24 protein-coding genes and 1 tRNA gene are annotated in these 26,358 nt (G+C 72.0%); 15 read left to right on the forward strand and 10 right to left on the reverse strand.

The annotated features are described in order from the left end of the window. Window positions 1-2: 2 nt before the first annotated feature. Window positions 3-494 (reverse strand): hypothetical protein, encoded by a 492-nt coding sequence (locus V6U88_RS16305; protein WP_334453891.1) that lies wholly within the window; start codon window positions 492-494, stop codon window positions 3-5. Window positions 495-595: 101 nt separating this feature from the next. Further along, entirely contained in the window at window positions 596-880 is a 285-nt protein-coding gene (locus V6U88_RS16310) for a hypothetical protein (protein WP_334453893.1), read from the reverse strand. A gap of 632 nt (window positions 881-1,512) precedes the next feature. On the opposite strand from V6U88_RS16310, the gene V6U88_RS16315 reads away from it, so the two are divergent. The 3 genes from V6U88_RS16315 to V6U88_RS16325 all read left to right on the forward strand — a co-directional run bounded on the left by V6U88_RS16315 (window position 1,513) and on the right by V6U88_RS16325 (window position 3,141). Next, a complete protein-coding gene (locus V6U88_RS16315; protein WP_334453895.1) occupies window positions 1,513-2,394 on the forward strand; it encodes a helix-turn-helix domain-containing protein in 882 nt (293 codons plus the stop codon). Then, window positions 2,364-2,585, forward strand: a complete 222-nt coding sequence (locus V6U88_RS16320; protein WP_334453896.1) for a DUF397 domain-containing protein — start codon at window positions 2,364-2,366, stop codon at window positions 2,583-2,585. The genes V6U88_RS16315 and V6U88_RS16320 overlap by 31 nt, the downstream gene beginning before the upstream one ends. Before the next feature lie 148 nt (window positions 2,586-2,733). After that, window positions 2,734-3,141, forward strand: coding sequence for a hypothetical protein (locus V6U88_RS16325; protein WP_334453897.1), 408 nt, complete (start codon window positions 2,734-2,736; stop codon window positions 3,139-3,141). Here V6U88_RS16325 and V6U88_RS16330 read toward each other — a convergent pair. Continuing rightward, window positions 3,109-3,711 (reverse strand): hypothetical protein, encoded by a 603-nt coding sequence (locus tag V6U88_RS16330; protein WP_334453898.1) that lies wholly within the window; start codon window positions 3,709-3,711, stop codon window positions 3,109-3,111. The genes V6U88_RS16325 and V6U88_RS16330 overlap by 33 nt on opposite strands. A gap of 215 nt (window positions 3,712-3,926) precedes the next feature. Here V6U88_RS16330 and V6U88_RS16335 point away from each other — a divergent pair, with 215 nt between their 5' ends. Then, complete coding sequence (locus V6U88_RS16335; RefSeq protein WP_334453900.1) at window positions 3,927-5,804, forward strand: S8 family peptidase; 1,878 nt, start codon at window positions 3,927-3,929, stop codon at window positions 5,802-5,804. A gap of 102 nt (window positions 5,805-5,906) precedes the next feature. Here the strand turns inward: V6U88_RS16335 and V6U88_RS16340 are convergent, their stop codons facing one another. The 3 genes from V6U88_RS16340 to V6U88_RS16350 form a co-directional block, all read right to left on the reverse strand. Next, on the reverse strand, window positions 5,907-6,713 hold the full coding sequence (locus V6U88_RS16340; protein ID WP_334453902.1) for a WecB/TagA/CpsF family glycosyltransferase: 807 nt from the start codon (window positions 6,711-6,713) through the stop codon (window positions 5,907-5,909). After that, the gene (locus V6U88_RS16345; protein WP_334453904.1) at window positions 6,710-7,783 is read right to left on the reverse strand and encodes an NAD-dependent epimerase/dehydratase family protein; all 1,074 of its coding nucleotides are present in this window, start codon (window positions 7,781-7,783) and stop codon (window positions 6,710-6,712) included. The genes V6U88_RS16340 and V6U88_RS16345 overlap by 4 nt, the downstream gene beginning before the upstream one ends. 111 nt (window positions 7,784-7,894) lie before the next feature. Next, window positions 7,895-7,980: transfer RNA gene (locus V6U88_RS16350), tRNA-Leu, on the reverse strand. Window positions 7,981-8,204: 224 nt separating this feature from the next. Between V6U88_RS16350 and V6U88_RS16355 the strand changes: the two genes are divergently transcribed. Genes V6U88_RS16355 through pknB form a run of 7 tightly spaced genes read left to right on the forward strand, consistent with a single transcriptional unit; the run spans window position 8,205 to window position 17,159 of the window. Continuing rightward, on the forward strand, window positions 8,205-9,002 hold the full coding sequence (locus V6U88_RS16355) for a DUF3662 and FHA domain-containing protein (protein WP_334453905.1): 798 nt from the start codon (window positions 8,205-8,207) through the stop codon (window positions 9,000-9,002). 6 nt (window positions 9,003-9,008) lie between these two features. Continuing rightward, window positions 9,009-9,494, forward strand: coding sequence for an FHA domain-containing protein FhaB/FipA (locus V6U88_RS16360; protein ID WP_088959602.1), 486 nt, complete (start codon window positions 9,009-9,011; stop codon window positions 9,492-9,494). After that, window positions 9,491-10,909, forward strand: coding sequence for a PP2C family serine/threonine-protein phosphatase (locus tag V6U88_RS16365; RefSeq protein ID WP_334453909.1), 1,419 nt, complete (start codon window positions 9,491-9,493; stop codon window positions 10,907-10,909). Before V6U88_RS16360 ends, V6U88_RS16365 begins: the two co-directional genes overlap by 4 nt. A 29-nt stretch (window positions 10,910-10,938) precedes the next feature. Then, complete coding sequence (locus tag V6U88_RS16370; protein ID WP_442934637.1) at window positions 10,939-12,432, forward strand: FtsW/RodA/SpoVE family cell cycle protein; 1,494 nt, start codon at window positions 10,939-10,941, stop codon at window positions 12,430-12,432. After that, on the forward strand, window positions 12,429-13,934 hold the full coding sequence (locus tag V6U88_RS16375) for a peptidoglycan D,D-transpeptidase FtsI family protein (protein WP_334453910.1): 1,506 nt from the start codon (window positions 12,429-12,431) through the stop codon (window positions 13,932-13,934). Before V6U88_RS16370 ends, V6U88_RS16375 begins: the two co-directional genes overlap by 4 nt. 1 nt (window position 13,935) lies before the next feature. Continuing rightward, entirely contained in the window at window positions 13,936-15,363 is a 1,428-nt protein-coding gene (locus tag V6U88_RS16380; RefSeq protein WP_334453912.1) for a protein kinase domain-containing protein, read from the forward strand. Beyond that, window positions 15,360-17,159 carry a Stk1 family PASTA domain-containing Ser/Thr kinase gene (gene pknB / locus V6U88_RS16385; RefSeq protein WP_334453913.1) on the forward strand — a complete coding sequence of 600 codons (1,800 nt, stop codon included), beginning with the start codon at window positions 15,360-15,362 and terminating at the stop codon, window positions 17,157-17,159. The genes V6U88_RS16380 and pknB overlap by 4 nt, the downstream gene beginning before the upstream one ends. A gap of 72 nt (window positions 17,160-17,231) precedes the next feature. Here the strand turns inward: pknB and V6U88_RS16390 are convergent, their stop codons facing one another. From V6U88_RS16390 to V6U88_RS16405, 4 genes are read right to left on the reverse strand one after another with little or no spacing between them, the layout of a single operon-like run. Then, on the reverse strand, window positions 17,232-17,882 hold the full coding sequence (locus V6U88_RS16390) for an aminodeoxychorismate/anthranilate synthase component II (RefSeq protein ID WP_334453915.1): 651 nt from the start codon (window positions 17,880-17,882) through the stop codon (window positions 17,232-17,234). Between the two features lie 4 nt (window positions 17,883-17,886). Beyond that, on the reverse strand, window positions 17,887-18,171 hold the full coding sequence (locus V6U88_RS16395) for a hypothetical protein (protein WP_334453916.1): 285 nt from the start codon (window positions 18,169-18,171) through the stop codon (window positions 17,887-17,889). 5 nt (window positions 18,172-18,176) lie between these two features. Then, window positions 18,177-20,033, reverse strand: a complete 1,857-nt coding sequence (locus tag V6U88_RS16400) for a class E sortase (protein ID WP_334453917.1) — start codon at window positions 20,031-20,033, stop codon at window positions 18,177-18,179. Then, window positions 20,030-20,836 carry a DUF881 domain-containing protein gene (locus V6U88_RS16405; RefSeq protein WP_334453919.1) on the reverse strand — a complete coding sequence of 269 codons (807 nt, stop codon included), beginning with the start codon at window positions 20,834-20,836 and terminating at the stop codon, window positions 20,030-20,032. The genes V6U88_RS16400 and V6U88_RS16405 overlap by 4 nt, the downstream gene beginning before the upstream one ends. A 231-nt stretch (window positions 20,837-21,067) precedes the next feature. Here V6U88_RS16405 and V6U88_RS16410 point away from each other — a divergent pair, with 231 nt between their 5' ends. The 4 genes from V6U88_RS16410 (at window position 21,068) to V6U88_RS16425 (ending at window position 26,312) form a co-directional block, all read left to right on the forward strand. Further along, on the forward strand, window positions 21,068-21,331 hold the full coding sequence (locus V6U88_RS16410) for a cell division protein CrgA (RefSeq protein ID WP_334453921.1): 264 nt from the start codon (window positions 21,068-21,070) through the stop codon (window positions 21,329-21,331). Between the two features lie 296 nt (window positions 21,332-21,627). Continuing rightward, a complete protein-coding gene (locus V6U88_RS16415; protein WP_334453922.1) occupies window positions 21,628-23,826 on the forward strand; it encodes a (Fe-S)-binding protein in 2,199 nt (732 codons plus the stop codon). A 181-nt stretch (window positions 23,827-24,007) separates the two neighbouring features. Beyond that, a complete protein-coding gene (locus V6U88_RS16420; RefSeq protein WP_334453988.1) occupies window positions 24,008-25,315 on the forward strand; it encodes a hemolysin family protein in 1,308 nt (435 codons plus the stop codon). After that, on the forward strand, window positions 25,308-26,312 hold the full coding sequence (locus V6U88_RS16425) for a hemolysin family protein (RefSeq protein ID WP_334453923.1): 1,005 nt from the start codon (window positions 25,308-25,310) through the stop codon (window positions 26,310-26,312). The genes V6U88_RS16420 and V6U88_RS16425 overlap by 8 nt, the downstream gene beginning before the upstream one ends. Window positions 26,313-26,358: the final 46 nt, after the last annotated feature.

Raw genomic sequence — 26,358 nt, forward strand, 5'->3', positions numbered from 1 at the left:
TTTCACCACATCCGGCGTCGCGTGCCGACCAGGCCCAGCCCGGCCAGTGAGATGGTCAGTCCGAGCAGGCCGGAGTAAAAGAGCGACTGGCTGAGGGCCTGTCGGGCGTCGGCCGTGCCGGCCAGGGCCGCCTCGCCACCGCCGGCCCCCGGCTGGGACCCGGTGCCGTCGTGCGGATCCGCCGAGGCGTCCGCCCCGCTGTCCGGTGCGGTGCCGTCGTACGGGTGGTCGCCGGGCGCGGCCGGGTCCCCTGGGTAGTCGGACTCGTCCGCGTAGCCGTAGCCGTAGTCGCCGGCGTCGGGAGGCGGTGAGCCCTGCTCGACCACGGTGATCTCGGGAGCGGGAACCGGCTCGGCCAGCCGGGTCGTCGACTCGGCCGGATAGCGCACCACCACCACGAGTGTGGTGACGGCGACCAGCGCCAGCAGCCCGAAGGCATAACCGATACGGGACCTGTGGTGCCGCCGCGCGGCGGGCATATCGACCATGGCCATCCCAGGTTCAGGGTCCGGGACGCGCGGGGTGGTGACTTTGCCGGGGTGGGCGTACCGAGTCTATGGCGACGGCACGCCCCCCGACCGGGTAATGGCGGAGGTCAGCCGACCGCCACCGGGGCGCGGTTGATGGTCCGTCGGGTCCGTACGGTGTGCTGGCGCGGCACGGGCGCCGCCTGGAGCTGCCGGAGACCGGCCTCCTGTACGAAGATCGACCGTCGGTTGACCGCGTCCCCCGCCGCGTTCAACTCGTAACCGTCGAGCCAGAGCCAACCGTCGTAGGTGGGCCAGTCGAGTACCCGGATGACCCGGAACGTGATGGGCCGGATGAACTGGACACTCGCCGCGCGAGTCACGTGCAGTACGTCACCGGAGCGGGGAAGCACATGGGCTCCTGGGGAAGGTATGGCCGGCGGTGTGCCGACCGGAGGTGATCGGGGGAAGCTTTCTGGGCCCCGGTCGCGGGGTCGTGTCTCGTCGACCGGTGGATCGGTGGCGGTGGTCGGGCCGTACCCGCTGGTGGCGGACCGCCACCCGACCATCACCGTGCTGCTCCCGGGTACCGCTCCCGCCGCCGCAGCCGTCGGGCGTGCAGCGGCGGGGTCATCACCCCGGGGCAGGTCTCGTCGTCGCAGCTGGAACGGGGTGCCCGGCCGTCGTCCCGCCGCCGGTGTCGTCGCGGAACCGGGTGAGCGAAGGGAGACGGTGAGTAACCCGAGCCATACGGACAGAGTGCATCAGCGACGTGCGACATGCAAGTTGCACGTCGACTTTTGCCGATACGCGAGCACGACACGTGAACGAGGCGCTTGATGACGCCGACCCCGGACCGGCACACTGGACGCCGGTTTCGCCCGACGCGGCCGGTCGACGACCGGGACCACCCCTGCCGCGAACGATCGCCCGCCGTTCGTCGGTCGCGCCTCGGCGGGTGTCGACGCAGGCGCGAGCCACCGGGAGGTAACCGGGTGAGCGCGAGGAACGGGCAGCACCGCCCGGCGAGCCGCGGAGTGACGCGGTGAGTGAGCGGCGCAGCCCCACCATCCGGCGTCGACGGCTGGGCGCCGAACTGCGCCGCCAGCGCGAGGCGGCGGGGATCACCATCGAGACGGTCGCCGAGCAGCTCGAGTGCTCCGCCTCGAAGATCTCCCGGATCGAGACGGGCCACACCTCGGCCACCCCGCGCGACGTCCGCGACATGCTGCGGATCTACGGCGTGGTGGGCGTCGAGAGCGACGAGCTCGTGCAGATCGCCCGGGAGGCCCGGCAGAAGGGCTGGTGGCACCCGTACAGCACGGTGCTGGTCGGGGCGTACGTCGGCCTGGAGGCGGCGGCCAGCTCGATCCGCGCGTACGAACAGCAGGTGGTCCCGGGCCTGCTGGAGACCGAGGAGTACGCCGGGGCGATGATCCGGGCGGCCCGCCCGGACTTCACCGTCGACCAGGTGCAGCAGCGGGTGCGTGTCCGTCTGGGCCGTCAGTCGTTGTTGACCCAGGACGATCCGGTCGATTTGTGGGTGGTGCTCGATGAGGCGGTGCTGAGCCGGCCGGTGGGCGGCGACGCGGTGATGCGTGGCCAGCTCCAGCGGTTGGTGGAAGTGGCGGAGTTGCCGAACGTGACGCTCCAGGTCCTGCCCTTCGAGGTGGGGGCGCACGCCGGCATGGACGGCACCTTCACCATTCTCAGCTTCCCCGAACCGAGTGATCCCGATGTCGTGTACGCGGAGAACGCCACGGGTGGGCTCTTCCTGGAGAAGAGCGACGAACTGCAGAAGTACAGCTTCATCTTCGATCACATTCGAGCAGCGGCCATTCGCCCGGAGGAATCCATAGCTCACATCGCAAAACTGGCAGAGGAGCCGCTGTGGAAATGGCGACCAAGGAGTTCCCCGTGGACCTGACGTACGCGACATGGTTCAAGAGCTCGAAGAGCGGGCCGAACTGTGACAACTGCGTCGAGGTGGCGTACGTGACCGGGGCGGTCGGCGTTCGGGATTCGAAGGACAAGACAGGGCCCGCCCTGGTCTTCGCTCCGGGAGACTGGCACGCCTTCGTCGCCGGCGCACGGAGCGGCGGGCTCGTCCAGCACTGATCGACGCAACGTGGCGTTGAGACGGGTCGGCCGGGATCTGCCCGGTCGGCCCGTCGCCACTTGCGTCCCGTCTCGTTGAACCCGTCGACACGGCGCTGGTCGACAACCCGCCGCACGGATCGGAAACCGAGCGAGGCAGGCGAGACGGATGACGACGATCGGTTCAGACAACCTCACCAACGGGCCGGGCAAGGCGGAGCGCTTCGGCGGCAAGTACCGCGGCGCGCGCCGGGACACCGTGCTCACCGAGGTCGTGTCCACCGACACCGAGGTTGGCGGGCGGGACGCCGGGTCGGCCGCGCCGGAGCAGGCCGGGCCGCCGCTGACGCTGCCCTCGCTCGACCCGAACCCGTTGACCGAGCCCTCGTTCCCGCCCGCCGGGTGGCCGCTGGAGCAGACCGAGTCGCTGGCTGACCACCCGCTGCTGCGCGGCCTGCTGATGGAGTTGCCACCCAAGGGCAGCGTGCCGCCGCCCGGCTGGCTGGACCGCTGGTTCGAGGCGACCCGGGCGATCCTGGAGCTGCTATACGTGCAGGGGCCGAGCCGCACGCGCTGAGGGCGCCGTCGCCTCCGGTAACGCCCGCTCGGCGAGCCGGCTGTGCCGCAGCGCCAGACGTACCCCCATCCCGATCATCGCGAGACCGCCGAGGGTGACGGCCGGTCCGGCCAGGCGGGGATCGGCAGCGAGGTCCAGCCCCGCGGCCGACAGCACGGGCGGCATCGTGGCCAGGGCGGTGACCTGCACCGGCAGCCCGATCAGCGGATGCGCCCCGGCGGCCCGCAGGCCGTGCGGCGCCGGCGTCTCCGGCGCGGTGGCGAACGCACCGGCGCCGGCCCGGAGCCGGCGCAGCCGCCGCACCGTGCAGACCGCGACGGCGAGCGCCGGGCCGGCGGCCAGGCCGAGACCGGCGGCGGCCCGGTCGACCGGCGTCGCACCGGCACTGGTCAGGCCGACCGCCAGCACCGCTGCCGTCAGGCCGAGGCCGGTCAGGGTCAGGGCCAGCAACCATCCGGTACGCCGGCGGAGTGCGCGGGCGCGGTCCAGCCGGGGCAGTCGGTCCGCCACCACGCCGGCGACCAGCCAGACCGCGGCGATCGGCAGCAGAACGATGAGATGGCCATCCATGTGGTCAGCCTTGTCCAGATCGGCGGTCGGCGAATCCGGGGCCGGCCCCCGGTTCCTCCCCTACCTCACCCGTAGGGGCATCTCGCTGGAGTTATGGACGCTTCGACATGTTTAACTTCAGTGCCCTGTCGATCTACCCTCAACTGGATCGGCAACCATCGATCAACCTTGTTGGCGGGTGGACGGTCGGCTGCCGGTCGGAGGGAGGTAGGGAGATGGGTCTTTCACACCGGTCCGTACTCGTGGGGGTGGCCACGCTCGCGATGGTGGCGACCGCCGCACCCGCCATGGCCGCCGAGCCCGTCGGGGTGATCCGGGAAGCGGGCGGGGCGACCGCCGTACCGGACAGCTACATCGTGGTCCTCAAGGACAGCGCCGTCGGCCGCAGCCAGGTGGGTGACAACGCCCGGCGGCTGGTCGGAAGGCACGGCGGCCAGGTCGCCCGCACCTACACCGCCGCGCTGCGCGGCTTCGAGATCAAGGTCAGCGCGACGGCGGCGGCCCGGATCGCCGCCGACCCCGCAGTGGCGTACGTCGAACAGAACCACACGGTCACCATCTCCGGCACCCAGGCCAACCCGCCCTCCTGGGGCCTGGACCGGATCGACCAGCGCAACCTGCCGTTGAACAGTTCGTACACCTACCCGAACACGGCCTCGAACGTGCGCGCCTACATCATCGACACCGGGGTGCTGTTCGGGCACAACGACTTCGGTGGCCGGGCGGTCTCCGGCTTCGACGCGGTGGACGGCGGCTCCGCCGACGACTGCAACGGGCACGGCACGCACGTCGCGGGCACCGTCGGCGGCTCCTCGTACGGGGTGGCCAAGGGCGCCCAGATCGTCGGCGTCCGGGTGCTGAACTGCCAGGGCAGCGGCACCAACGCCCAGGTCGTGGCGGGCATCGACTGGGTGACCGCGAACGCGGTGAAGCCGGCGGTGGCGAACATGAGCCTCGGTGGCTCCGCCAACAGCTCGATCGACACGGCGGTCACCAACTCCATCAACTCCGGCATCACCTACGCGGTCGCCGCCGGCAACGGCGACATCTTCGGCAACCGGCAGAACGCCTGCAACTACTCCCCGGCCCGGGTCGGCTCGGCGATCACCGTCGGTGCCACCCAGAACAACGACGCCGCCGCGAGCTTCTCCAACTTCGGCACCTGCGTCGACATCCTCGCCCCGGGCGTCAACATCACCTCCGCCTGGTACACCGGCACCAGCGCGACGAACACCATCAGCGGCACCTCGATGGCGTCGCCGCACGTCGCCGGGGCCGCGGCACTCGTCCTCTCGGCCAACCCGGCCTGGAGCCCGCAGCAGGTACGGGACAACCTCGTCAACGAGGCCACCCCGAACGTGGTGACCAACGTGGGCACCGGCACCCCGAACCGGCTGCTCCACGTGGCCAACGGCACCACCCCGCCGCCCACCAACGACTTCTCGGTCTCGGTGTCGCCGACCTCCGGCTCCACCGCGCCCGGCGGTTCGGTGACCGCCACCGTGGCCACCGCCACCACCAACGGCTCCGCGCAGTCGGTCAGCCTCTCCGCCAGCGGCCTGCCGGCCGGTGCGACCGCGTCGTTCAACCCGTCCACGGTCACCTCGGGCGGCTCGTCGACGCTCACCATCGCCACCTCGGCGAGCACTCCGCCCGGCACGTACACCGTCACCGTCACGGGCACCGCCGCGTCGGGCACCCGTACGGCGACGTACTCGCTGACGGTCACCGGCTCGGGTGGCGGTGGCTGCTCCGGCAGCAACGGCACGGACGTCGCGATCCCGGACACCGGCGCCACGGTGTCCAGCTCGATCGTGATCTCCGGGTGTGCCCGCAACGCCTCGTCGGCATCGACCGTCGCGGTGAACATCGTGCACACCTACCGCGGTGACCTGGTCATCGACCTGGTCGCCCCGGACGGCTCCGCGTACCGGCTGAAGAACAGCAGCTACTTCGACGGCGCCGACAACGTCAACGCGACCTACACCGCGAACCTCTCGTCCGAGGCGGCGAACGGCACCTGGCGACTCCAGGTCCGGGACGTCTACTCCGGCGACACCGGCTACCTCAACACCTGGACCCTGACCCTCTGACGCACACCCACCGCGGGGCTCCTTCCCACCGGAAGGGGCCCCGCACCGTGTCCTGCCGGCCCACCGGCTGTGCGACCGCCGTCGGATGGCGGCCGTGCGGGGTCAGACCGCGAAGGTGGCGGGACGCTCGGTGGCCGGTGCCGGTGGCCGCGCCTTCCACAGGCCGGTCTTCTGACCGGCGAGGCGGGCCAGGTACGCGGGGTTGAGGATGACGTACCGGCGCCAGAGCCGCTTCGGCTCCAGGCCGAGCCGCCAGAACCACTCCAGCCCGGCCCGCTGCATCCACGCGGGCGGCTGCTTGAGCAGGCCGGCGTGGTAGTCGAAGGCCGCGCCGACCGCCATCAGCGGCATGTCCAGCAGCGGCCGCATGGCGTACGTGAAGACCTCCTGGCGCGGGCAGCCCAGGCCGACCAGGACCAGCCGGGCACCACTGGCCCGGATCCGGTCGGCGATCTGGACGTCCTCGCCCGGCTGGACCTCGCGGAACTTCGACGGCTCCACCCCGGCGATCTTCAGCGCGGGGAACATCCGCTCCAGCGCCGGGATCAGCCGGGCCAGGGTCTCCTCAGTGGAGCCGTACAGGTAGACCGGCAGCCCCTCCTCGGCGAAGCGGTGCAGCACGTGCAGCGTCAGCGTCGGGCCGTAGACCCGGTCCGACAGGTTCGCGTCGTGCAGCAGGTTGAGCGCCCAGCGCACCGGCTGGCCGTCCGGGGTGACCAGGTCGAAGGAGTTCAGCCGGGCGTTGTGCGCCCGGTCGAGCACGCCGGTCATCACCCCGTGCACGGCCAACGCGGTCAGCGCCATCGGCCGGCGATCACGCGCCGCGGCCACCACCTGCTCGGTCGCCGAGGCGTAGTCGGTCGCGTCGACCAGGACGCCGAGGACGTTGCGCTTGCTCTGTCCGGTCATGCCTGCGGCACCCACTTGTCGACGTTGGCCTCGTAGATCTCCCGCATGATCATCGGCACGTCGTAGACCTGCTTCCACTCCGGGTAGTCGGCCTGGAAGGCTTCGTTCGAGCCGATCCACCACTTGTGGTCGCCGATCCGGTTCGCCTCGACGTACTCGGTGACCATCTCCTGGCCGGTGATCTGCTCGGCCAGCGCGAACGCCTCCCGGTTGGAGGTGTTCGAGTGCCGGCCGCCGCCCAGGTTGTAGACGGCCGCCGAGCGCGGGTTGCGGAAGAACGCCTCGAACGCGGAGACCACGTCCGAGCTGTGGATGGCGTCCCGGACCTGCTTGCCCTGGTAGCCAAAGATCTTGTACGTGCGGCGCTCCATGTTCGCCCGCATCACGTACCCGAGGAAGCCGTGCAGCTCGGTCGCGGAGTGCGCCGGGCCGGTCAGCGTGCCGCCCCGGAAGCAGGCGGTCCGCATGCCGAAGTAGCGGCCGTACTCCTGCACCATCACGTCGGCGGCGACCTTGGAGGCGCCGAAGACCGAGTGCAGGCAGGCGTCGATCGACATGTCCTCGCGGATGCCCTGCTCGTACGGGTGGCCCGGCTCGATCTCCCACCGGGTCTCCTGCTCCACCAGTGGCAGGCTGTTCGGCCGGTCGCCGTAGACCTTGTTGGTCGAGCAGTGGATCACCGGCGCCTCGATGCAGTGCTCGCGCACGTTCTGCAGCACGTTGAGGGTGCCGCCGGCGTTGACGTCGAAGTCGGTGAACGGGTCGCGGACCGCCCAGTCGTGCGAGGGCTGCGCGGCGGTGTGGATCACCACGGCGACGTCGCGGCCGTAGCGGGCGAAGAGCTGCGCCAGCGCGTCCCGATCGCGGATGTCGATGTTGTGGTGCGAGTACGCCGAACCCAGCTCGTCGGCGAGCCGCCGGACGTTCCACGCGGTCGACGCCTCGGCGCCGAAGAACTCCTGCCGCATGTCGTTGTCGATGCCGACCACGTCCAGGCCGAGGCCGGCGAAGTGCCGGACCGCCTCGGACCCGATCAGACCGCCCGATCCGGTCACCAACGCGACACTCACACGCCACTCCTGATCAGTAGGAGGCTCGGAAACCACCGGAGCATAGCGTGACGTACGGCACGCCCCGATACGAGTCGAGGGCTCCGCAGACCTGCGGAGCCCTCGACCATCTGGTGGGGAAGGGGGGAGTTGAACCCCCACGTCCTTTCGGACACACGGACCTGAACCGTGCGCGTCTGCCATTCCGCCACTTCCCCGTGGCTTGACCTCGAACACTGTAGCCGGTGCCGATCCCCCTGTCGCCAGCGGGCCCGGACATCCTACGTGTCCTGCGTCATCGCGTCGACCGGCTACGCTCCGTGGAGCGGTCACCGTTCTCGGCGGACGAAACATTAGCACGCCCGGAGGGCCCCTTCCGAACGGCCCGCCACGAGGCCGCCGAGCGGCGCGCGAGCTGCATGCGCCCCGGCCGGATACCATCATGTCCTCGGGACCCGAGGAGGAGCCGGTGAGCGTGCTGCAACGCTTCGAGAAGCGTCTGGAAGGCCTGGTCGAGGGGGCCTTCGCCAAGGTCTTCAAAGGGGTGGTCCACCCCGTGGAGATCCTCAACGCCATGCAGCGGGAGGCCGAGGCGCACAAGGCCATCCTGGCTGGTGGGCGCACGTTGGTGCCCAACCGCTACGTGATCGATCTCTCGCCGTACGACCACAGTCGGCTGGCGCCGTACGCCGCCGCGCTGGCCCAGGAACTGGCCCAGTCGCAGGCGGAGTTCATCGGCGAGCAGGCGTGGACGGTCTACGGCGACGTGATCGTCGAGATCGAACGCGGCGAGGGGCTGGACACCGGCATGTTCCGGGTCACGGCCGAGGTCTACACCGGTGGCGAGGTCGCCCCGGTCTCCTCGCCCGGTGGCTACGACGCCGGCCCGCCGGCGTACCCGGCGTACGACCAGGGCGGCGGCTACGGCCCGCCGCCGGGACACGGCGGCGGTGGGGCGCGCAACGTCCGGCTGGTCTCCGGCGACGGCCGTACCTACCCGCTCCAGATGGGGTCGACGGTGATCGGTCGCGGCGACCAGGCCAACCTGCGTCTGCCCGACGTCGGCATCTCCCGGCGACACGCCCGGCTGGATTTCGACGGCGGCCAGGTCGTGCTGACCGATCTCGGGTCGACCAACGGCACGATGGTCAACGGCCAGCGCGTCTCCGCGGTCGCCCTCAACCCGGGCGACATGATCCAGCTGGGCACCACCACCCTGACCTTCCGCGTGGACGGCTGACGCGCCTTGCCGGAGCTCGTCATCACCGTCGCCCGGTTCGGGTTCCTCATCCTGCTGTGGATCTTCGTGTTCACGGTGGTCGGCGTGATCCGCCGTGACCTCTTCGCAGGAGCCCGGTCGGGCCGGCTGGTGGCCGCGCCGCGCGCGGTGGGCGCCTCCACCGGGCAGGCGGCGAAACCGGCGAAGGTGAAGCGGGGCAGGGCCGCGCACCAGCTGGTGGTCACCGCCGGCCAGCTCGCCGGCACCCGGATCACCCTCGGCGAAGCGCAGATCACCATCGGGCGGGCCGAGGACTCCACCCTCGTCATCACCGACGACTACGCCTCCGCGCGGCACGCCCGGCTCGTGCCACGCGAAGGGCAGTGGTTCGTGGAGGACCTGGGCTCGACTAACGGCACCTACCTGGATCGCGCTAAGGTCACCGGACCAACCCCCGTCCCCCTCGGCGTGCCGATCCGGATCGGCCGCACTTCTCTCGAATTACGGCCATGACTCTGACCCTGCGCTATGCGGCCCACAGCGACCGCGGTCTGATCCGAGACGGAAACCAGGATTCCGTCTACGCCGGGCCGCGGCTTCTCGCCGTCGCCGACGGCATGGGCGGCATGGCCGCCGGTGACGTCGCCAGCAACATCGTCATCGGTGCCATGGCACCGCTCGACGAGGACGTCCCAGGGGACGCTCTCGTCGATGCGCTGCGCTCGGCCGTCGGCACCGCCAACCAGCAGCTCCGCGACACCGTGGACGCCAATCCGCAGCTGGAGGGGATGGGCACCACGCTCACCGCGACCCTCTTCTCCGGCAGCAAGCTCGGCATGGTCCACATCGGTGACTCGCGGGCCTATCTCCTGCGCAACGGTGAGTTCGCGCAGATCACCAAGGACGACACCTACGTCCAGATGCTCGTGGACGAGGGCCGGATCAGCGCGGAGGAGGCGAGCAGCCACCCCCAGCGCTCGCTGCTCACCCGGGCCCTCGACGGCCGCGACATCGACCCGGAGTACAGCGTCCGTCAGGTGCTGCCCGGTGACCGCTACCTGATCTGCAGCGACGGGCTCTCCGGAGTGGTCAGCGCGGACACCATCGCCGACACCATGCGGGAGTACACCGATCCGCAGCAGTGCGTCGAGCGGCTGGTGCAGCTCGCGCTGCGCGGCGGCGGCCCGGACAACATCACCGTGATCATCGCGGACGCCACCGACCAGGACATCGTCGAGGCGAGCCCGATCGTCGGCGGCGCCGCGGCCCGGGACCGGGGCATGGCCACCTCCGCCGACGTCTCCACCCCGGCGGCCCGCGCCTCGGCGCTCTCCGCGCCGCGTCCCCCGGTGCCGGAGGATCCGGCCGCCAACCGGGACGACGAGCCCGAGCGGGCCCGCCGCCGGCCGCTGCGCACCATGGCGATGCTGACGGCGCTGCTGGTGATCCTGGGCGGCGGTCTCTTCGCCGGCTGGAGCTACACGCAGCGGCAGTACTACGTCGGCGCGACCGAGCAGGGGCAGCTCGCGGTCTTCCGCGGGGTCCCCGGCCAGGTCGCCGGGCTGAACCTGTCCAGCGTGCACTCGGAGAGCCAGGCCAAGCTGGACGATCTCACCCTCGCCGCCCAGGAGCAGGTCAAGCAGGGCATCCAGGCCAAGAGCAGGCCCGACGCGGTCCGCCGACTGGCCGAGCTCACCAGCGAGGACCCGGCCAACCCCAACCTGAAGCCGGTCTGCCCGCCGAGCCCGACCGTGACGCCGAGCGCCTCCAAGGTCGCGGCGACCCGCAGCCCGGCCGCGCCCACCCCGGCCGCCAGCGGCGGCCCGGCCGGCACCGTCACTCCCACGCCGACCACCACGCCCGACGCCCCGGCCTCCGACCCGGTTCCGCCGGTCGTGGACCCGGCGGGCTGCCGGTCGACCGAGTGAATGTCGGCTGAGAGCCCGAGGACCGATCCTTGACCGCAGCGGCAGCACCGGCAGCCTCGCCCGTCACGACGGGCGAGCAGCCCGGCGTACGCCTGGCCCGGTCCCGGCGCAACGCGGAGCTCTCTCTGCTGCTGCTGGCCATGGTGCTGGTGGCGGCGTACGCGGCGATCGTCGAGGCGAACATGCTCGACACCGTCACCGCGGACTTCTGGATGCCGGCGGCGGTGCTGGGCGCGGTCTTCCTCGGCATGCACCTGGTCATCCGCTGGCTGGCGCCGTTCGCCGACCCGGCCCTGCTGCCGGCGGTCGCCCTGCTCAACGGGATCGGGGTCGGCTTCCTGCGCCGGCTCGACCTGGGCAAGGCGGCCCCGGCGGAGCGGGAGACGCTGGCCGTCTTCGCCGGCACCGGCGGTCGCCAGCTCGCCTGGACGCTCGCCTCGGTGGTGCTCGCCGCGGGGCTGCTCGCCCTGATGCGCGACCACCGCTCGGTCTCCCGGTACGCGTACACCCTGGGCCTGGCCGGCATCGTGCTGGTGATGATCCCGGCGGTGCTGCCCAGCCGGTTCTCCGAGATCAACGGAGCCAAGCTCTGGATCATCGTGCCTGGGCTGGGGCAGATCCAGCCGGGTGAGTTCGCCAAACTCGCGCTGCTCGCCTTCTTCGCGTACTACCTGGTCCGCAAGCGCGAGGTGCTCTCGCTGGCCAGCCGCCGGATCCTCGGCATCGACTTCCCCCGCGGCCGGGACCTCGGCCCGGTGGTCGTGGTGTGGCTGATCAGCCTCCTGGTCCTGGTCTTCGAGAAGGACCTCGGCACCTCGCTGCTCTATTTCGGCATGTTCGTGGTGACGCTCTACATCGCCACCGAACGGGTCAGCTGGCTGCTGATCGGTCTGGTGCTCTTCTTCGGCGGCGCCTACCTCGCGTACGTCCTGGGTGGCACCGTCGGCGGGCCGTTCGCCAACTTCTACACCCGGGCCGAGATCTGGCTGGACCCGTTCGCCGAGCCGTACGACCGGGGCTACCAGCTGGTGCAGGGTCTGCTCGGCCTGGGCAGTGGCGGGCTCTTCGGCACCGGCCCGGGCGCGGGCGAGCCGCTGGAGATCCCCGAGGTGCAGAACGACTTCATCTTCGCCGGTATCGGTGAGGAGATCGGCCTGTTCGGGCTCACCGCGCTGCTGGTGACCTACCTGCTGATCGTCGAGCGGGGCCTGCGGGCCGGGCTCGCCGTGCGGGACTCGTTCGGCAAACTGGTCGCCGGCGGTCTGGCCTTCACCCTCGGGCTCCAGGTCTTCGTGATCGTCGGCGGGATCAGCAAGCTCATCCCGCTGACCGGTCAGACCACGCCGTTCCTCTCCGCCGGTGGCTCGTCGCTGATGGCCAACTGGCTGCTCATCGCGGTGCTGCTGCGAATCTCCGACGCGGCCCGCCGCCCGGTGAACCAGGGCTCCGGGTCGGCGGCCCGACCCGGCGGCGGCGCGCCGGAGCAGCTGCACGGTGCTCCCACGGAGGTGATCCGCCCGTGAACGCACCCCTGCGCCGCGTCGGCGTCGTTGTCATGATCCTGTTCGGTCTGCTCTTCGCGAACCTCAACTGGATCCAGGCCTACAAGGCCGACGAGTACCGCAACAGCGACTACAACGGCCGGGTCCAGGTGGCCGAGTACGAGCGCCGGCGCGGCAACATCGAGGCCGGCGGCACCGCCTTCGCCACCAGCAAGGAGACCAGTGGCAAGCTGAAGTACCTGCGCACCTACCCCGGCGGGGCGAAGTACGCGCACGTGCTCGGCTACAAGCCGGTCAACCTGGCGGACACCGGCATCGAGCGGGCGGAGAACGAGTTCCTGGCTGGCACGAGCGACGCGCTGATCGCCAACCGGATCAAGGACATGTTCACCGGCGACGAGACCGGTGGCGGCAACGTGCTGCTCACCATCTCCAAGCGGGCGCAGGACACCGCGTACGAGCAGTTGCGCAACAACAACAACGGGGTGAAGAAGGGCGCGGCGATCGCCATCGACCCGCGTACCGGGGCGGTGCAGGCGCTCGTCTCGATGCCCAGCTTCGACCCGAACCCGCTGGCCGACCACGACACGAACGAGGCCTCCGCCGCGTACAACCGGCTGGAGCAGGACCCGGACGGCCCGCTGAAGAACCGCGCGCTCGCCGAGGTGCTGCCGCCGGGCTCCACCTTCAAGATCGTGGTCGCCGCCGCGGCCCTGGAGAACGGGGTCGGCAAGAACACCCAGATCCCCGCCGGGGCCAGCTGGACCCCGCCCACCTCGGGCGCCCCGATCCGCAACGCCGCCCAGTTCATCTGCCCGGAGGCGCAGGTCAGCCTGATCGAGGCGGTCCGGGAGTCCTGCAACACGGGCTTCGCCCAGCTCGGCGTGAAGCTCGGCGCGGACACCGTCAAGGAGAAGGCCCGCCAGTTCGGCTTCGAGCAGGACGACCTCACCGTCGGCCAGCTCGGTGAGGACGGCCTCGGCGTCGCGCCGAGCCGCACCGGCGCGATGGAGGCCCCCGGCGGCGGCACCGACCCGGCCGCGCTGGCCCAGTCCTCGATCGGGCAGCGCGACGTCAAGATGACCCCGTTGCAGGGCGCGCTGATCGCCGGCGCGGTCGCCAACGGCGGCAGCCAGATGCGGCCGTACCTGGTCCGGCAGCTGCTCGCCCCGGACCGCACCACCAGCTACTACACCGCGAAGCCCCGCCCGCTGCGCCAGCCGGTCGACGGCACGGTCGCCGCCGACCTGCGGGAGATGATGGTCGCCGTCGTGCAGAACGGCAGCGGCACCAAGGCGCAGATCAGCGGCTACACCGTCGGCGGCAAGACCGGTACCGCCCAGTCCGGGCCGCAGACGCCCGACCACGGCTGGTTCATCGGTTTCGCCCTCGACAAGAACGGCACCCCGATCTCCGCGGTCTGCGTGGTGCTGGAGGAGGCGGGCAGCGGCGGCAGCGCCGAGGCGGCCCGGATCGCCGGCCGGATCATGCAGGCGGCGATCGCCGACTCCGGGGGCCGCTGACATGCTCCACCCCGGCGTGCAGCTCGGCAACCGCTACCGCCTCGACGAGCGGATCGCCAGCGGCGGCATGGGCGACGTGTGGCGCGGCACCGACCAGGTGCTGGGCCGTACGGTGGCGGTGAAGAGCCTGTTGCCCGCACTGCTGGACGATCCCGGTTTCGCCGAGCGGTTCCGGGGCGAGGCGCGGACCATGGCGACCATCAACCACCCCGGCGTGGTCGACGTCTACGACTTCGGCAACGACCAGCAGATCGCCTTCCTGATCATGGAGTACGTCGAGGGCGACGCGCTGTCGGCGACGCTCGGCCGGGTCGGCCGGCTCACCCCGGCCCGGACGATGGCGCTGGTCGCCCAGGCGGCCGACGCGCTGCACGCCGCCCACGAGAAGGGCATCGTGCACCGGGACGTGAAGCCGGGCAACCTGCTGGTGCGGCCGAACGGGACGCTGGTGCTGACCGACTTCGGCATCGCCCGCTCCGACCTGGTCGGCCAGCTCACGGCCGCCGGCTCGGTGCTCGGCACCGCCTCGTACATCTCCCCGGAGCAGGCCACCGGCGCGGTCGCCACCCCCGCCTCCGACGTGTACGCCCTCGGCGTGGTCGCGTACCAGTGCCTCGCCGGCCGGCGCCCGTTCGACGGGGACAACCCGCTCGAGATCGCGATGAAGCACGTCCGGGAGACGCCCCGACCGCTGCCTGGTGACATCCCGCCGCAGGTCAAGGCGATCGTGGAGCGGGCCCTGGCGAAGGACCCCGCCGCCCGCTGGCCCAGCGCCGCCGCGCTGGCCTCGGTGGCCCGCCAGGCGAAGCTCGCCCTGTCCCAGCAGGCGCGGGCCGGTGGGCACGCCGGCCCGGTCTCGGCGGCGCCGGCCTCCCCGGCCGCTCCGGTGGCCCGGGCCCAGGTGCCGGCCGCCCGCCAGCAGCACCGGCCGGTCGCGTCGGCCCAGCAGCACCGCCCGCCGGCCACCGGCCAGGCCCGCCCGCCGGTCGCCGCGCGGCAGCCGCAGCCTCCCGTCGCGGCGCAGCGCCCGCCGACCCCGGCCGTGCCGCAGTCCCGGCCGCCGGTCGCGCAGCCGGTGCCGCCTCGCGGGGTCGTGTCGTCGGCTCCGACCCGGTCCGACCGCCCCGTCGGGTACGCCCGGCAGCCGGTCCCGGCTTCTGTTCCACCGCGTCGTTCCAGGTCAGGGATGGTGACCGTGGCCATCCTGCTGGCCGTACTGGTCCTGGTCTGCTCCGGCGTGATTTCCTACAGGGCGCGGCAGGGCGCGCTGACCGGTGATCCCGGCGCATCCGGCCCACGGAGCGTGACGTCCGGCGCGGTGAGCGCGTACGGACGCGACGATCTGGCCCATACGTCGTACCGTCGGGTGGAACGGCTCCGACCGGGTGGCGGCGAGACGACGACGAGCGAAGGACGACGAACGCGATGACAGCGCAGGCCCGCCTGCTCGGTGGCAGGTACCAGGTCGGCGAGCTGCTCGGCTACGGCGGCATGGCGGAGGTCCACCGTGGTCGTGACCTCCGGCTGGGCCGGGACGTCGCGATCAAGATGCTCCGTACCGACCTCGCCCGGGACGCCACCTTCCAGATGCGGTTCCGCCGCGAGGCGCAGAACGCCGCCTCGCTGAACCACCCGGCGATCGTCGCCGTCTACGACACCGGCGAGGAGACCGCGCCGACCGGCGAGACGCTCCCGTTCATCGTCATGGAGTTCGTCAACGGCCGGACGCTGAAGGAGGTCCTCGGGGTCGAGGGGCGCCTCCAGCCGCGCCGGGCGCTGGAGATCTGCGCCGACATGTGCGCCGCGTTGGAGTTCAGCCACCGGCACGGGATCATCCACCGGGACATCAAGCCCGGCAACGTGATGCTCACCCAGACCGGCCAGGTCAAGGTGATGGACTTCGGTATCGCCCGGGCCCTGGCCAGCGGCGCCACCACCATGACCCAGACCAGCGCGGTCATCGGCACCGCGCAGTACCTCTCCCCGGAGCAGGCGCGCGGCGAGGCCGTGGACGCCCGCTCCGACGTCTACGCCGGCGGATGCGTGCTCTTCGAGCTGCTCTGCGGGCATCCGCCGTTCGTCGGGGACAGCCCGGTGAGCGTGGCCTACCAGCACGTACGGGAGGCCCCGCCGACGCCGAGCGACATCAACCCGGACGTCAACCCGGCGGTCGACGCGATCGTGCTCAAGGCGCTGTCGAAGAACCCGCTCAACCGCTACCAGAGCGCCGGCGAGATGCGGGCGGACCTGCTCCGGGCCGCCGCCGGCCGCCCGGTGCTGGCCACCCCGGTCATGCCGCAGGACGAGACGGCGCACCTGGCTCCGGCGGCCGGCGGGTATCCGACGCAGGTCGCCGGCGCGCAGACCCGGCAGCAGGTCCCGGCGCGGGTCGGCGACCCGGGCCGGCGCAAGAGTTCGGCCTGGGTGATCGCCGCGTTCGCCGCGGTCGGGGTGCTGGCGGTGATCGCCCTGGTGGCCGCGCTGCTGCTCAACAACGGCGGCCCGGAGAAGGTCCAGGTGCCGAACCTCGCGGGCAAGGACGAGGCCACCGCCTTCGCCGAGATCCGCAACGCCGGCCTGGTGCCCGTGCTAGGTGAGCAACAATTCGACAGCACCTGCAAGGTGGGTACGGTGGCCGGCCAAAACCCGCCTCCCGGCGGCAGCCTGGAGGAGAACCGCCAGGTGACTGTCAACATCTGTGGCGGGAAGCCGGAGGTGAAGGTTCCCACCGGCCTCGAGGGAAGCAAGCGCGCGAGCGCGGAGTCCAGGCTGAAGGACGAGAAGTTCAGGGTCAAGATTGTCGAGAAGGACAGCGACGAGAGTGAGGACATCGTCCTCTCGGTCTCGCCACCTGAAGGGCAGCAGGTGCCGGAGGGCACTGAGGTGACGTTGACGGTCTCCAGGGGCAACGTCCGGCAGGTGCCGAACGTGGTGGGTCTCAGTCAGGCGGAGGCGACCCGAACCTTGCAAAACGCCGGCTTCAAGGTCGACGTTGATCTTGGCCGCGAGGTGCCGGCGGACGAAGCGGGCAAGGTCCTCAGCCAGGATCCCAAGGGCGAGGCCAAGAAGACTCGGGGCAGCACGGTGACCATCGTGGTCAGCGTCCCCGAGCCCACGCAGGAGCCGACCCCGACCACCCCGACCCCGGGCACCGGGACGCCGACCCCGGGCACCGGCGGCGGTCTGTTCCCCAACGCACCCTCGGCCCGCGACTCCGACCAGTGAGCCGCTTCCGGTAACGACGCAGCAGGCCCGGTCCGCGTGCGGACCGGGCCTTCCTGCTGTCTTGGGTGGCGCTCAGGTGTTGGCGAACGCGGCCCGCCGCCGCGCGTCCACCTCGGCCGCCAGCTCCGGGGCGCGCTCCAGCGCCTCCGGGTGGCCGCAGGCCGCCAGCCAGTTCGCCAGCATCAGGTGACCGCCCTCGGTCAGCACCGACTCCGGGTGGAACTGGACGCCCTCGATCGGCAGCGTCCGGTGGCGCATGGCCATCACGACGCCGGAGCCGGTCCAGCCGGTGACCTCCAGCTCGTCGGGGAGCGTCTCGGGAAGCACGGCGAGCGAGTGGTACCGGGTGGCGGTGAACGGGTCCGGCAGCCCGGCCAGCACGCCCACCGAGTGGTGGCGTACCTCCGAGGTCTTGCCGTGCAGCAGTTCGGGAGCCCGGGTCACGGTGGCGCCGAACGCCTCGCCGATGGCCTGGTGACCGAGGCAGACGCCGAAGATGGGCAGCTTGCCGGCGTACTCCTTGATCACGTCGAGGCAGATGCCGGCGCGGTCCGGGCTGCCCGGTCCGGGCGAGAGCAGCACGCCCGCCGGGTCGAGCCGGCCCACCTCGGCGACGTCGACCTCGTCGTTGCGGCGGACCTCGCAGTCGACGCCGAGCTGACCGAGGTACTGCACCAGGTTGAAGACGAACGAGTCGTAGTTGTCGATGACCAGGACACGCATGGGCTCACTCGTCCGGGGAGGGGGGCGGGGTGTTGTTCTGCTCGGTGTCGTACGGCAGCTCGTGCTCGTCGCCGGCCGGGGCGTCCTGCTCGACGCCGGGCGCACCGGGGTTGCCCGGCACGTCCGTGTCCTGGGTGACCTGCACGTCGTCGAAGGGGGTCACCAGGGGTTCGGCCCAGGGGAAGACCACGTACCAGAGCAGGGCGACGGTCGCGGCGGCGAGCAGCAGCGAACCGGTGATCTTGCCGGCCACGCCGAAGGGCAGCTTGCGCCAGATCCAGGCGTACATCGTCGTCAGCCTCCCAGCGCCGCCGGGCGGCCCTCGGACTTGGGCATGCTGGCCCGGGCGTCCAGCTCGGCGTGGATGATCAGGCGCTCATAGTTGTCGAACTTCGGGTTGCAGGTGGTCAGGGTGAGCAGCTTCTTCGGCTTCTCTCCCGGCGCCAGCTTGATCGGGGCCGGCGCGACCACCTCGACCTGGTCGGGCCGGACGATCCGGCTCTTGATGACCTTGTAGACGTACCAGTTGGTCTTGGTCTCAACGACGATCGTGTCGCCGTCGTCGAGTTCGTCCAGGCTCCAGAAGGTGGCCCGGTTGCGGTGGCCGGCGACGGAAAAGTTCCCCACCTCGCCGGGCATGGCGCTCTTCGGGTAGTGGCCCGGCGCGTACCGGATGTCCTTCTGGGTGACGCCCTCGACCACGACCCAGTTCTTGTCGAGCTTCGGGATGTAGAGGCCCGCGATCGGCTTGCCCTGCACCGGGGGCTTGGGCTTCGCGGTCGGCCCGGCGGACGGCGCGACGGTGGGATCGCCGCTCGGGCCCCACTCCTGCGCCAACTGGCTGCTGAGGTCGCCCTGGTGGGCGTCGACGATGGCCGACTTGCCCCAGATCTCGTACCCGGCGAAGAGAAGCACGACCAGGCCGAAGGTGATCAGCACCTCGCCGGCGGCGCGGATGCCGGTGCGCATCCGGGACGCCAGGGACGGCCGGGTCAGCTCGGAGTAGACGCTCTTGTAGCCCTCGTCGGTCTGGTGCGGGCGGAGCTGGACCACCCGCTCGCCGCGCCGGGGCTGCGGCGGCTCGGCGGGGGCGTCCGCCGGCGTGGCGTCCCGCTCGGGCACGGGGGGCACCGCGCCCATCAGCGCCGTGGAGTCGAGTGCCGGCGGCCGGGTGGGCGCGGGCCGTCCGGCCACCGCCGGGATGAAGGCCGTGGCCGCCGGGTCCGCCGGCCGGTCCAGCCCGTCGCCGGCCGGGCGGGCGCCGGGCAGGTGCGCGGTCGGGCCGCCGGGGCCGCCGCTGGTCGGGCGGGCGTCGGGAGCGGCCGCACGGGCCGGTCCACCATCGAAAGCGGCCGCGCGGGGCAGTCCGGGCCCGCCCGAACCGGCCTCCGGCACGGGTACGCCGGGACGGGCCCCGCCACCCGAGGACGGGTACGGGTGTCCGGCGGCGCGATCGTCGGCGGCGGGCCGGCCGGTGGGTCGGGCCTCCGGCGCAGTGGCCGGACGGTCCGTGGCTCGGGCGGCGATGATCGGCAGGAAGGCGGTCGGCGCCTCGGTGGCGGGCTGCGGCCGTACCCCGGATCGGGGCTGGTGGTCGGCGGCGGCTGCCGGGGCGGGGCCGAACGCGGCCGGGCGCTCCGGTCCGGCGGGCGCGCGGTGACCGGTCGAAGCCGGCTGGGCGGCGGCCTGGCGCTCCGGTCCGGCGGGCGACCGGTGGGCGGTCGGCGCCGGTTGGGCGGCAGCCGGGGCCGACTGTGGCTGCGGAGCGGGGGCGGCCGGGCGGACCTGGGCGTTGCCGGGCCAGGCGGGCGGCGCGGGGCGGCTCGGGCCGTCGGCGGGGCGGGCCGGTGGGCCACCGGAGTACGGGTCGGCCGGGGTGCGGTCGGGTGCCGGGTCGACGGGCGGGCGGCCCTGCCCTCGGTCGGCGTTCGTGCGGTCCCGGGTCGGGTCGGCGGGGGCCGGTCGGAGGGCTGCGCCCGGCGGCGGCCCGGGGTGGGCCGGGGGCCGGTTCGCGGAGGAGCGCGGCGGCAGCACCGGGTCGGGCCAGGCGTTGCGACGGGCCGGCGGGGCCGAGCCGTCGACCTTGGGGATGACCGCGGTCGGGTCGTCGCTCCGGTCGCGGTGACGCGGATCCCTGCCGTCGGAACTCATCGGGGCACCGTCGCCGATCGCAGGGCGGTGGAGTCCTCGAAGGCAGGCACGGTCACGGCGGAGACCGTCTCCTTGTAGCCCAGCTGATAGTGCTCGGCCGCCTGCTTGAACAACCCGACTCCCTGAGAGCCGGCGAGGGCCTGCTGGAGGGCAGCGGGATCGCCGATTGCTACGATCTTGAACGGTGGGGAGTACACCCGGCCGTGCAGCAGCAGGGTGTTACCCACGCAGCGTACCGCGCTGGTGGACAGTACGCGCACGTTCATGATTGACATGGCCTCCGCGCCCCCGGCCCAGAGCGCGTTCACCACCGCCTGCACGTCGCCCTGGTGGACGACGAGGTCGTCGTTGGTCGCGCCCTTGGGCAGGGTCTGGTCGTTGCGCCGGGGCGCGTCGTCGAGCTCGACGGTCACGCCCGGCCCGGAGAGCGCGGTGAACCCGGCCGCCTCCAGGCTGCGCTCGGCCCGGTCGCGCTGCTCCTTCACGGGACCGTCCGTGTCGGCCAGGGTGGCGGTCCGGCTCTCGACCTCGGCGCGCAGCCGGGCCGCCCGCAGCTCGCTGGCCGCCACCTGCTCGCGCCGGTCGGAGATCAGCTGGGTCAGCTCGGGCCGCCGGTCCTCCCGCAGGGCGGTGCCGCCTGCGGTGGTGGCGGTCGTGGTGAAGAGCAGCCCGGCCGCGGCGGCGATCAGCGGCACCCCGATCGACCAGCCTGGTCGCCGCTGCCGTGGACGCCGTGGCAAGAGAGCGGCGACCGCGCGCCGCATCGCCTTCTGCCAGGACGCCGCGCCGGATGTGTACTCCACCGAGCGTTCCTTCCGCCTCGTCTGGTTGATGCCCGCCACGACGGCGACGTGCGCGGATGCCCCGGGGCGGTTTCCCTCTTTCCGGTCACTCCGCGCACCGGCCTGACCCCATTCGTGGCTTGGACGGGCCGTCGGGACTACGCTAGCTGTCGAACATTATTGGCCATGGACCGTCGCCCCCGCGCCCGGTTGTCAGGCCGGACGAGGTCGTCACCCCCTCTGGAGAGCGTCGTGCCCAAGTCTCAGGTCCGCAAGAAGAAGGTGTACACCCCGCCGACGGACGTACGTCCGACGACGACGGCGGCGACGCGCAAGCCTAGCCCGGTGTGGCTGCCGGCCACGGCGGTCGCGCTGATCGTGGGTGGCATCGGCTGGCTGGTCGTCTACTACCTCTCCGAGCAGGAGTTCCCGGTCGCCTCCTGGGGCTACTGGAACCTCGCGGTCGGCTTCGGCGCGATGGTCGGCTCGCTGATCCTGCTCTCCCGCTGGCGCTGAGCCCGCCCGGCGCCTCCGGCGTCGGCCCGGGACGACCACGTCACCTTCGCGGAACCCTGCCCGGCGCTTCGGCGCCGGGCACCCTATGGTGTGCGCAGGGCGGCGTGGCCGGGTGCGACAAGACTCACGTTACTGCTGGGTAACCTTGCGCGTAGGCTGCACTGCATGACCGAGCGGAGCGAGGTCATCGACCGGTCCGGTCGAGGGTGCGGCAGCGGCGAGACGCCGGCTACGCCCTGACACCGGCCCCCGGTCGCCGAGCCGCTCGACAGGCAGCAGACCGGGAGGCCAACTCGATGGGCAGCGTCCAGATCGTCACCACGATCCTCGCGGCCGCCATCACCGCCGTGGCGGTGTGGCTTGCGGTGCGCGCGGTCATGAAGATGTTGGCAGTCATCCGGCTCGGACAACCGGCGCCGGAGCGGTTCACCGACAAGGTCGCCCGCACCAGGACCATGCTGGTGGAGACCGCCGGCCACACCCGCATGCTCAAGTGGGGCGTGGTGGGCGCCGCGCACTGGTTCGTGATGGTCGGCTTCATCGTGCTGTCGCTGCTGGTGCTCGAGGCGTACTTCGAGGTGGTCACCCCGACCGGCGGGCTGCCGATCATCGGGCGCTGGACGGTCTTCGGCCTGGCCACCGAGGTCATCGGCGTGCTGGGCCTGGTCGGCATCCTGGTGCTGATGGCGATCCGGCTGCGCAACCGGCCCACCCGGCCGGGCGGTCGGTCCCGGTTCACCGGCTCGACGATGTGGCAGGGCTACTTCGTCGAGTGGATCGTGCTGCTGGTCCTGATCTTCGGGTTCGTGATCCGGGGCTTCAAGGTCGCCACCGACCACTTCGAGTACCCGCTCTGGGCCACCCCGGTCAGCCACGCCGTCGGGGCGGTGCTGCCCGACTGGCAGGACGGGGCCAGCGTCGCCGCGCTCATCAAGATCGCTATCTCGATGACCTGGCTGATCGTCATCTCGCTCAACGTGACCATGGGTGTCGCCTGGCACCGCTTCCTGGCGTTCCCCAACATCTTCTTCAAGCGCGAGCCGGCCAAGCCCGCCGGCTCCGGCCTCGGCGCGCTGCGCCCGATGACGAGCAACGGCAAGCCGCTCGACTTCGAGGAGGCCGACCCGGAGAAGGACCAGTTCGGTGTCGCCCAGGTCGAGCAGTTCAGCTGGAAGGGCCTGCTGGACTTCAGCACCTGCACCGAGTGCGGCCGCTGCCAGTCGCAGTGCCCGGCCTGGAACACCGGCAAGCCGCTGTCGCCGAAGCTGCTGATCCTGAGCCTGCGCGACCACGCGTACGCGAAGGCGCCGTACCTGCTGGCCGGCGGCGGCAAGGACCTCACCGGCGAGGAGAAGGCCACCGCCGCGCAGCTCGCCCACATGGACGTGCTGGCGCTGGCCGAGGCGGACAAGCCGCTGATCGGCACCGCCGAGGAGGGCGGGGTCATCGACCCCGACGTGCTCTGGTCCTGCACCACCTGCGGCGCCTGCGTCGAGCAGTGCCCGGTCGACATCGAGCACGTCGACCACATCGTCGACATGCGCCGCTACCAGGTGCTGATCGAGTCGAGCTTCCCGTCCGAGGCCGGCGTCATGCTCCGCAACCTGGAGAACAAGGGCAACCCGTGGGGCGCCCCGCAGAACACCCGCGAGGACTGGACCAAGGGCCTCGACTTCGAGGTGCCGCGGGTCGGCGAGGTCGAGGACTTCGAGTACCTGTTCTGGGTCGGCTGCGCCGGCGCGTTCGAGGACCGGGCCAAGAAGACCACCCGGGCGGTCGCCACGCTGCTCAACGAGGCCGGCGTCTCCTTCGCCATCCTCGGCGAGGGCGAGACCTGCTCCGGCGACCCGGCCCGCCGGATCGGCAACGAGTTCGTCTTCCAGATGCTCGCCCAGCAGAACGTCGAGACCCTGAACGAGGCGTTCGAGGGCCGGGAGAAGGCCAAGCGCAAGATCGTGGCCACCTGCCCGCACTGCTTCAACACCCTGGGCAACGAGTACGGCCAGCTCGGTGGCGAGTTCGAGGTCGTGCACCACACGCAGCTGCTGGCGCACCTGGTCTCCACCGGCAAGCTGACCCCGGTGCAGCCGGTGGACGGCGGGGTCACCTACCACGACCCCTGCTACCTGGGCCGGCACAACCGGGTCTTCGCCGCCCCGCGCGAGGTGCTCGGCGACGCCATCCAGGGCGAGCTCACCGAGATGCCGCGCAACAGCGAGCGCTCCTTCTGCTGCGGCGCCGGCGGCGCCCGGATGTGGATGGAGGAGAAGATCGGCAAGCGGATCAACGTGGACCGGGTCGAGGAGGCCATGTCCACCGGGGCGAAGACCGTCGCCGTCGGCTGCCCGTTCTGCTCGACGATGCTCAACGACGGGGTGAACGGCAAGGGCGCCGGCGAGCAGGTCGAGGTCATCGACGTGGCCAGCGTGCTGCTCCGCTCGGTCAAGCCCGAGCAGACCCAGGGCGAGAAGGAGACCGAGCCGGTCGCCGGCTGAGGCGTACCCCCGGATCACCGGGCGCACGACGGCGGCGGCACCCACGAGGTGCCGCCGCCGTCGTCGTCAGGAGGGCGGTGGCCGCCGTGGCGGTGGCCACCGACCGCCCGGCGCGAAGTCGTGCCCCGCGGGCGGCCGTGGAACAATCTCGCTCATCGACGGCCTGTTGCTCGGCGCGCTGTTGCCCCTGGTCGGCTTCGTCCTGCTGACCGCCGGCAACGCGTTCTTCGTCGCGGCCGAGTTCGCCCTGGTCACGGTCGACCGGGCGGAGATCGACCGGCGCGCCGACGCCGGGGACGGCGCGGCGACCACGGTACGCACGGCGCTGCGCGAACTCTCCTTCCAGCTCTCCGGGGCGCAGCTGGGCATCACGCTCACCGCGCTGCTCACCGGCTACCTCGCCGAGCCGGCGCTGGCCCGGCTCGTCGCCCCGCTGCTGCGGCCGGTGGGCGGGGCGGACCGGTTCAGCCCGCTGCTCGCCCTGGCCCTGGCCACGCTGATCTCGATGCTCTTCGGCGAGCTGGTGCCGAAGAACCTCGCCCTGGCCCGGCCGATGCCGGCCGCCCTCGCCACCGCCGGCCCGATGCACCGCTTCTCGCGAACCTTCGGCTGGCTGATCCGGGCGCTGAACGGCTCGGCGAACCGGGTGGTCCGGGCGCTGGGCGTCGAGCCGCAGGAGGAACTGGCCAGCGCCCGCTCCCCGGAGGAGCTGGGGCTGCTGGCGGCCATCTCGGCCCGGGCCGGCGCGCTGCCGCCGGACACCGCCATGCTGCTGCGCCGCACGATCCGGTTCGGCGACAAGCGGGCCGCCGAGGCGATGACCCCGCGGGTCGACGTGGTCGCGCTGCGCGCCACCGCCACCGTGGCCGAGCTGCTCGAGGCGTCCCGGCGGACCGGCCGGACCCGCTTTCCCGTGTACGAGGAGACCCTCGACCTGGTCACCGGCGTCGCCGGCGTGCCGGACGCGCTCGGGGTGCCCCTTGCGCGGCGCGACTCGACCACCGTGGCGGCGGTGGCCCGGGAACCGGTGTACGTGCCGGAGAGCCTGGACCTCGACGGGGTGCTGGCCGCGCTGAAGGACGCGGGCGCCGACCTGGCCATCGTGGTCGACGAGTACGGCGGCACCGACGGCGTGGTGACCACCGAGGACCTGGTGGAGGAGCTGGTCGGGGAGATCGCCGACGAGTTCGACCCGGACGCGGTGGACGACGCCGGTGCGGCCGAGCTGACCGTGCCGGGCGGCGAACGGACCGTCCTGCTCGACGGGGTGCTCCGCGAGGACGAGCTGGCCGAGCAGACCGGCTTCCGGCTGCCCGAGGGCCCGTACGAGACGCTGGCCGGGTTCCTGATGGCCCGGCTGGGTCACATCCCGTTGCCCGGCGAGACGGTCGAGGAGTCCGGGTACGAGTTCACCGTGGTCGAGGTGGAGCGGCATCGGATCGAGCAGGTCCGGGTGCTGCGCCCGGAGGAACCGGACGGCGATGACTGAGCTGCTGGTCGCCGTGGCGTTGCTGCTCGGCAACGCGTTCTTCGTGGGCAGCGAGTTCGCGCTGATCGCGTCCCGCCGTACCGTGGTCGAACCGCTCGCGGCGACCTCCCGGCGGGCCCGCTGGGCGCTGTCGGCGATGAACCAGATCCCGCTGATGATCGCCGGGGCGCAGCTCGGCATCACGGTCTGCTCGCTGGGGCTCGGCGCGATCGCCGAGCCGGCCCTGGCCCACCTGCTGGAACCGGCCTTCCACGCTCTCGGGCTGCCCGGGTCGGCGGTGCACCCGCTGTCGTTCCTGATCGCCCTCGCGGTGGTGGTCTTCCTGCACACCGTGGTCGGCGAGATGGTGCCGAAGAACATCACCCTGGCCGGGCCGGAACCGTCCGCGCTCTGGCTCGGACCGGCCATGCTGGCGTTCTGCCTGGCGACCAAACCGCTGCTGGTCGCGATGAAGTGGGCGGCCCGCAAGGTGCTGTGGCTGTGGCGGGTCGAGGCGACCGAAGCGGTGAAGACCGTGTTCACCGCCGAGGAACTGGCCGGGCTGGTGTCGCAGGCGCGTACCGAGGGACTGCTGGACGCGGAGGAGCACGCCCGCATCACCGGCGCGCTGGCCCTGCACCGGCGGACCGCCGCCGACGCCCTGCAGTCCTGGTCGACGGTGACCACCGTGGCCGAGGACGTCTCCCCGGCGTCGCTGGAGGTGCTGGCCACCCGGACCGGCCGGTCCCGCTTCCCGGTGGTGCAGCGGTCGACCCGCCGGGTGCTCGGCTTCGTGCACGTCAAGGACGTGCTCGGGTACGCCGGGGCGTCCCGCCGGGCCCCGGTGCCGGCCCACGTCTACCGACCGCTGGCGGTGGTGCCGCCGGACCGTACGCTGGCCGACCTGCTGCTGGCGATGCGACGCGAGCGGCGGCACATGGTGCTGGTGAGCGACGGCCGCCGCCCCCTCGGGGTGGTGACATTGGACGACGTATTGACCGCCGTCGTTGGAAAATGAACGAACACCCTTTGTGTGCAACTGGTTGCTCAGCTGTGATTGTCTA

The sequence above is a fragment of the Micromonospora sp. CPCC 205739 genome (assembly GCF_036906795.1).
Taxonomy (GTDB): domain Bacteria; phylum Actinomycetota; class Actinomycetes; order Mycobacteriales; family Micromonosporaceae; genus Micromonospora.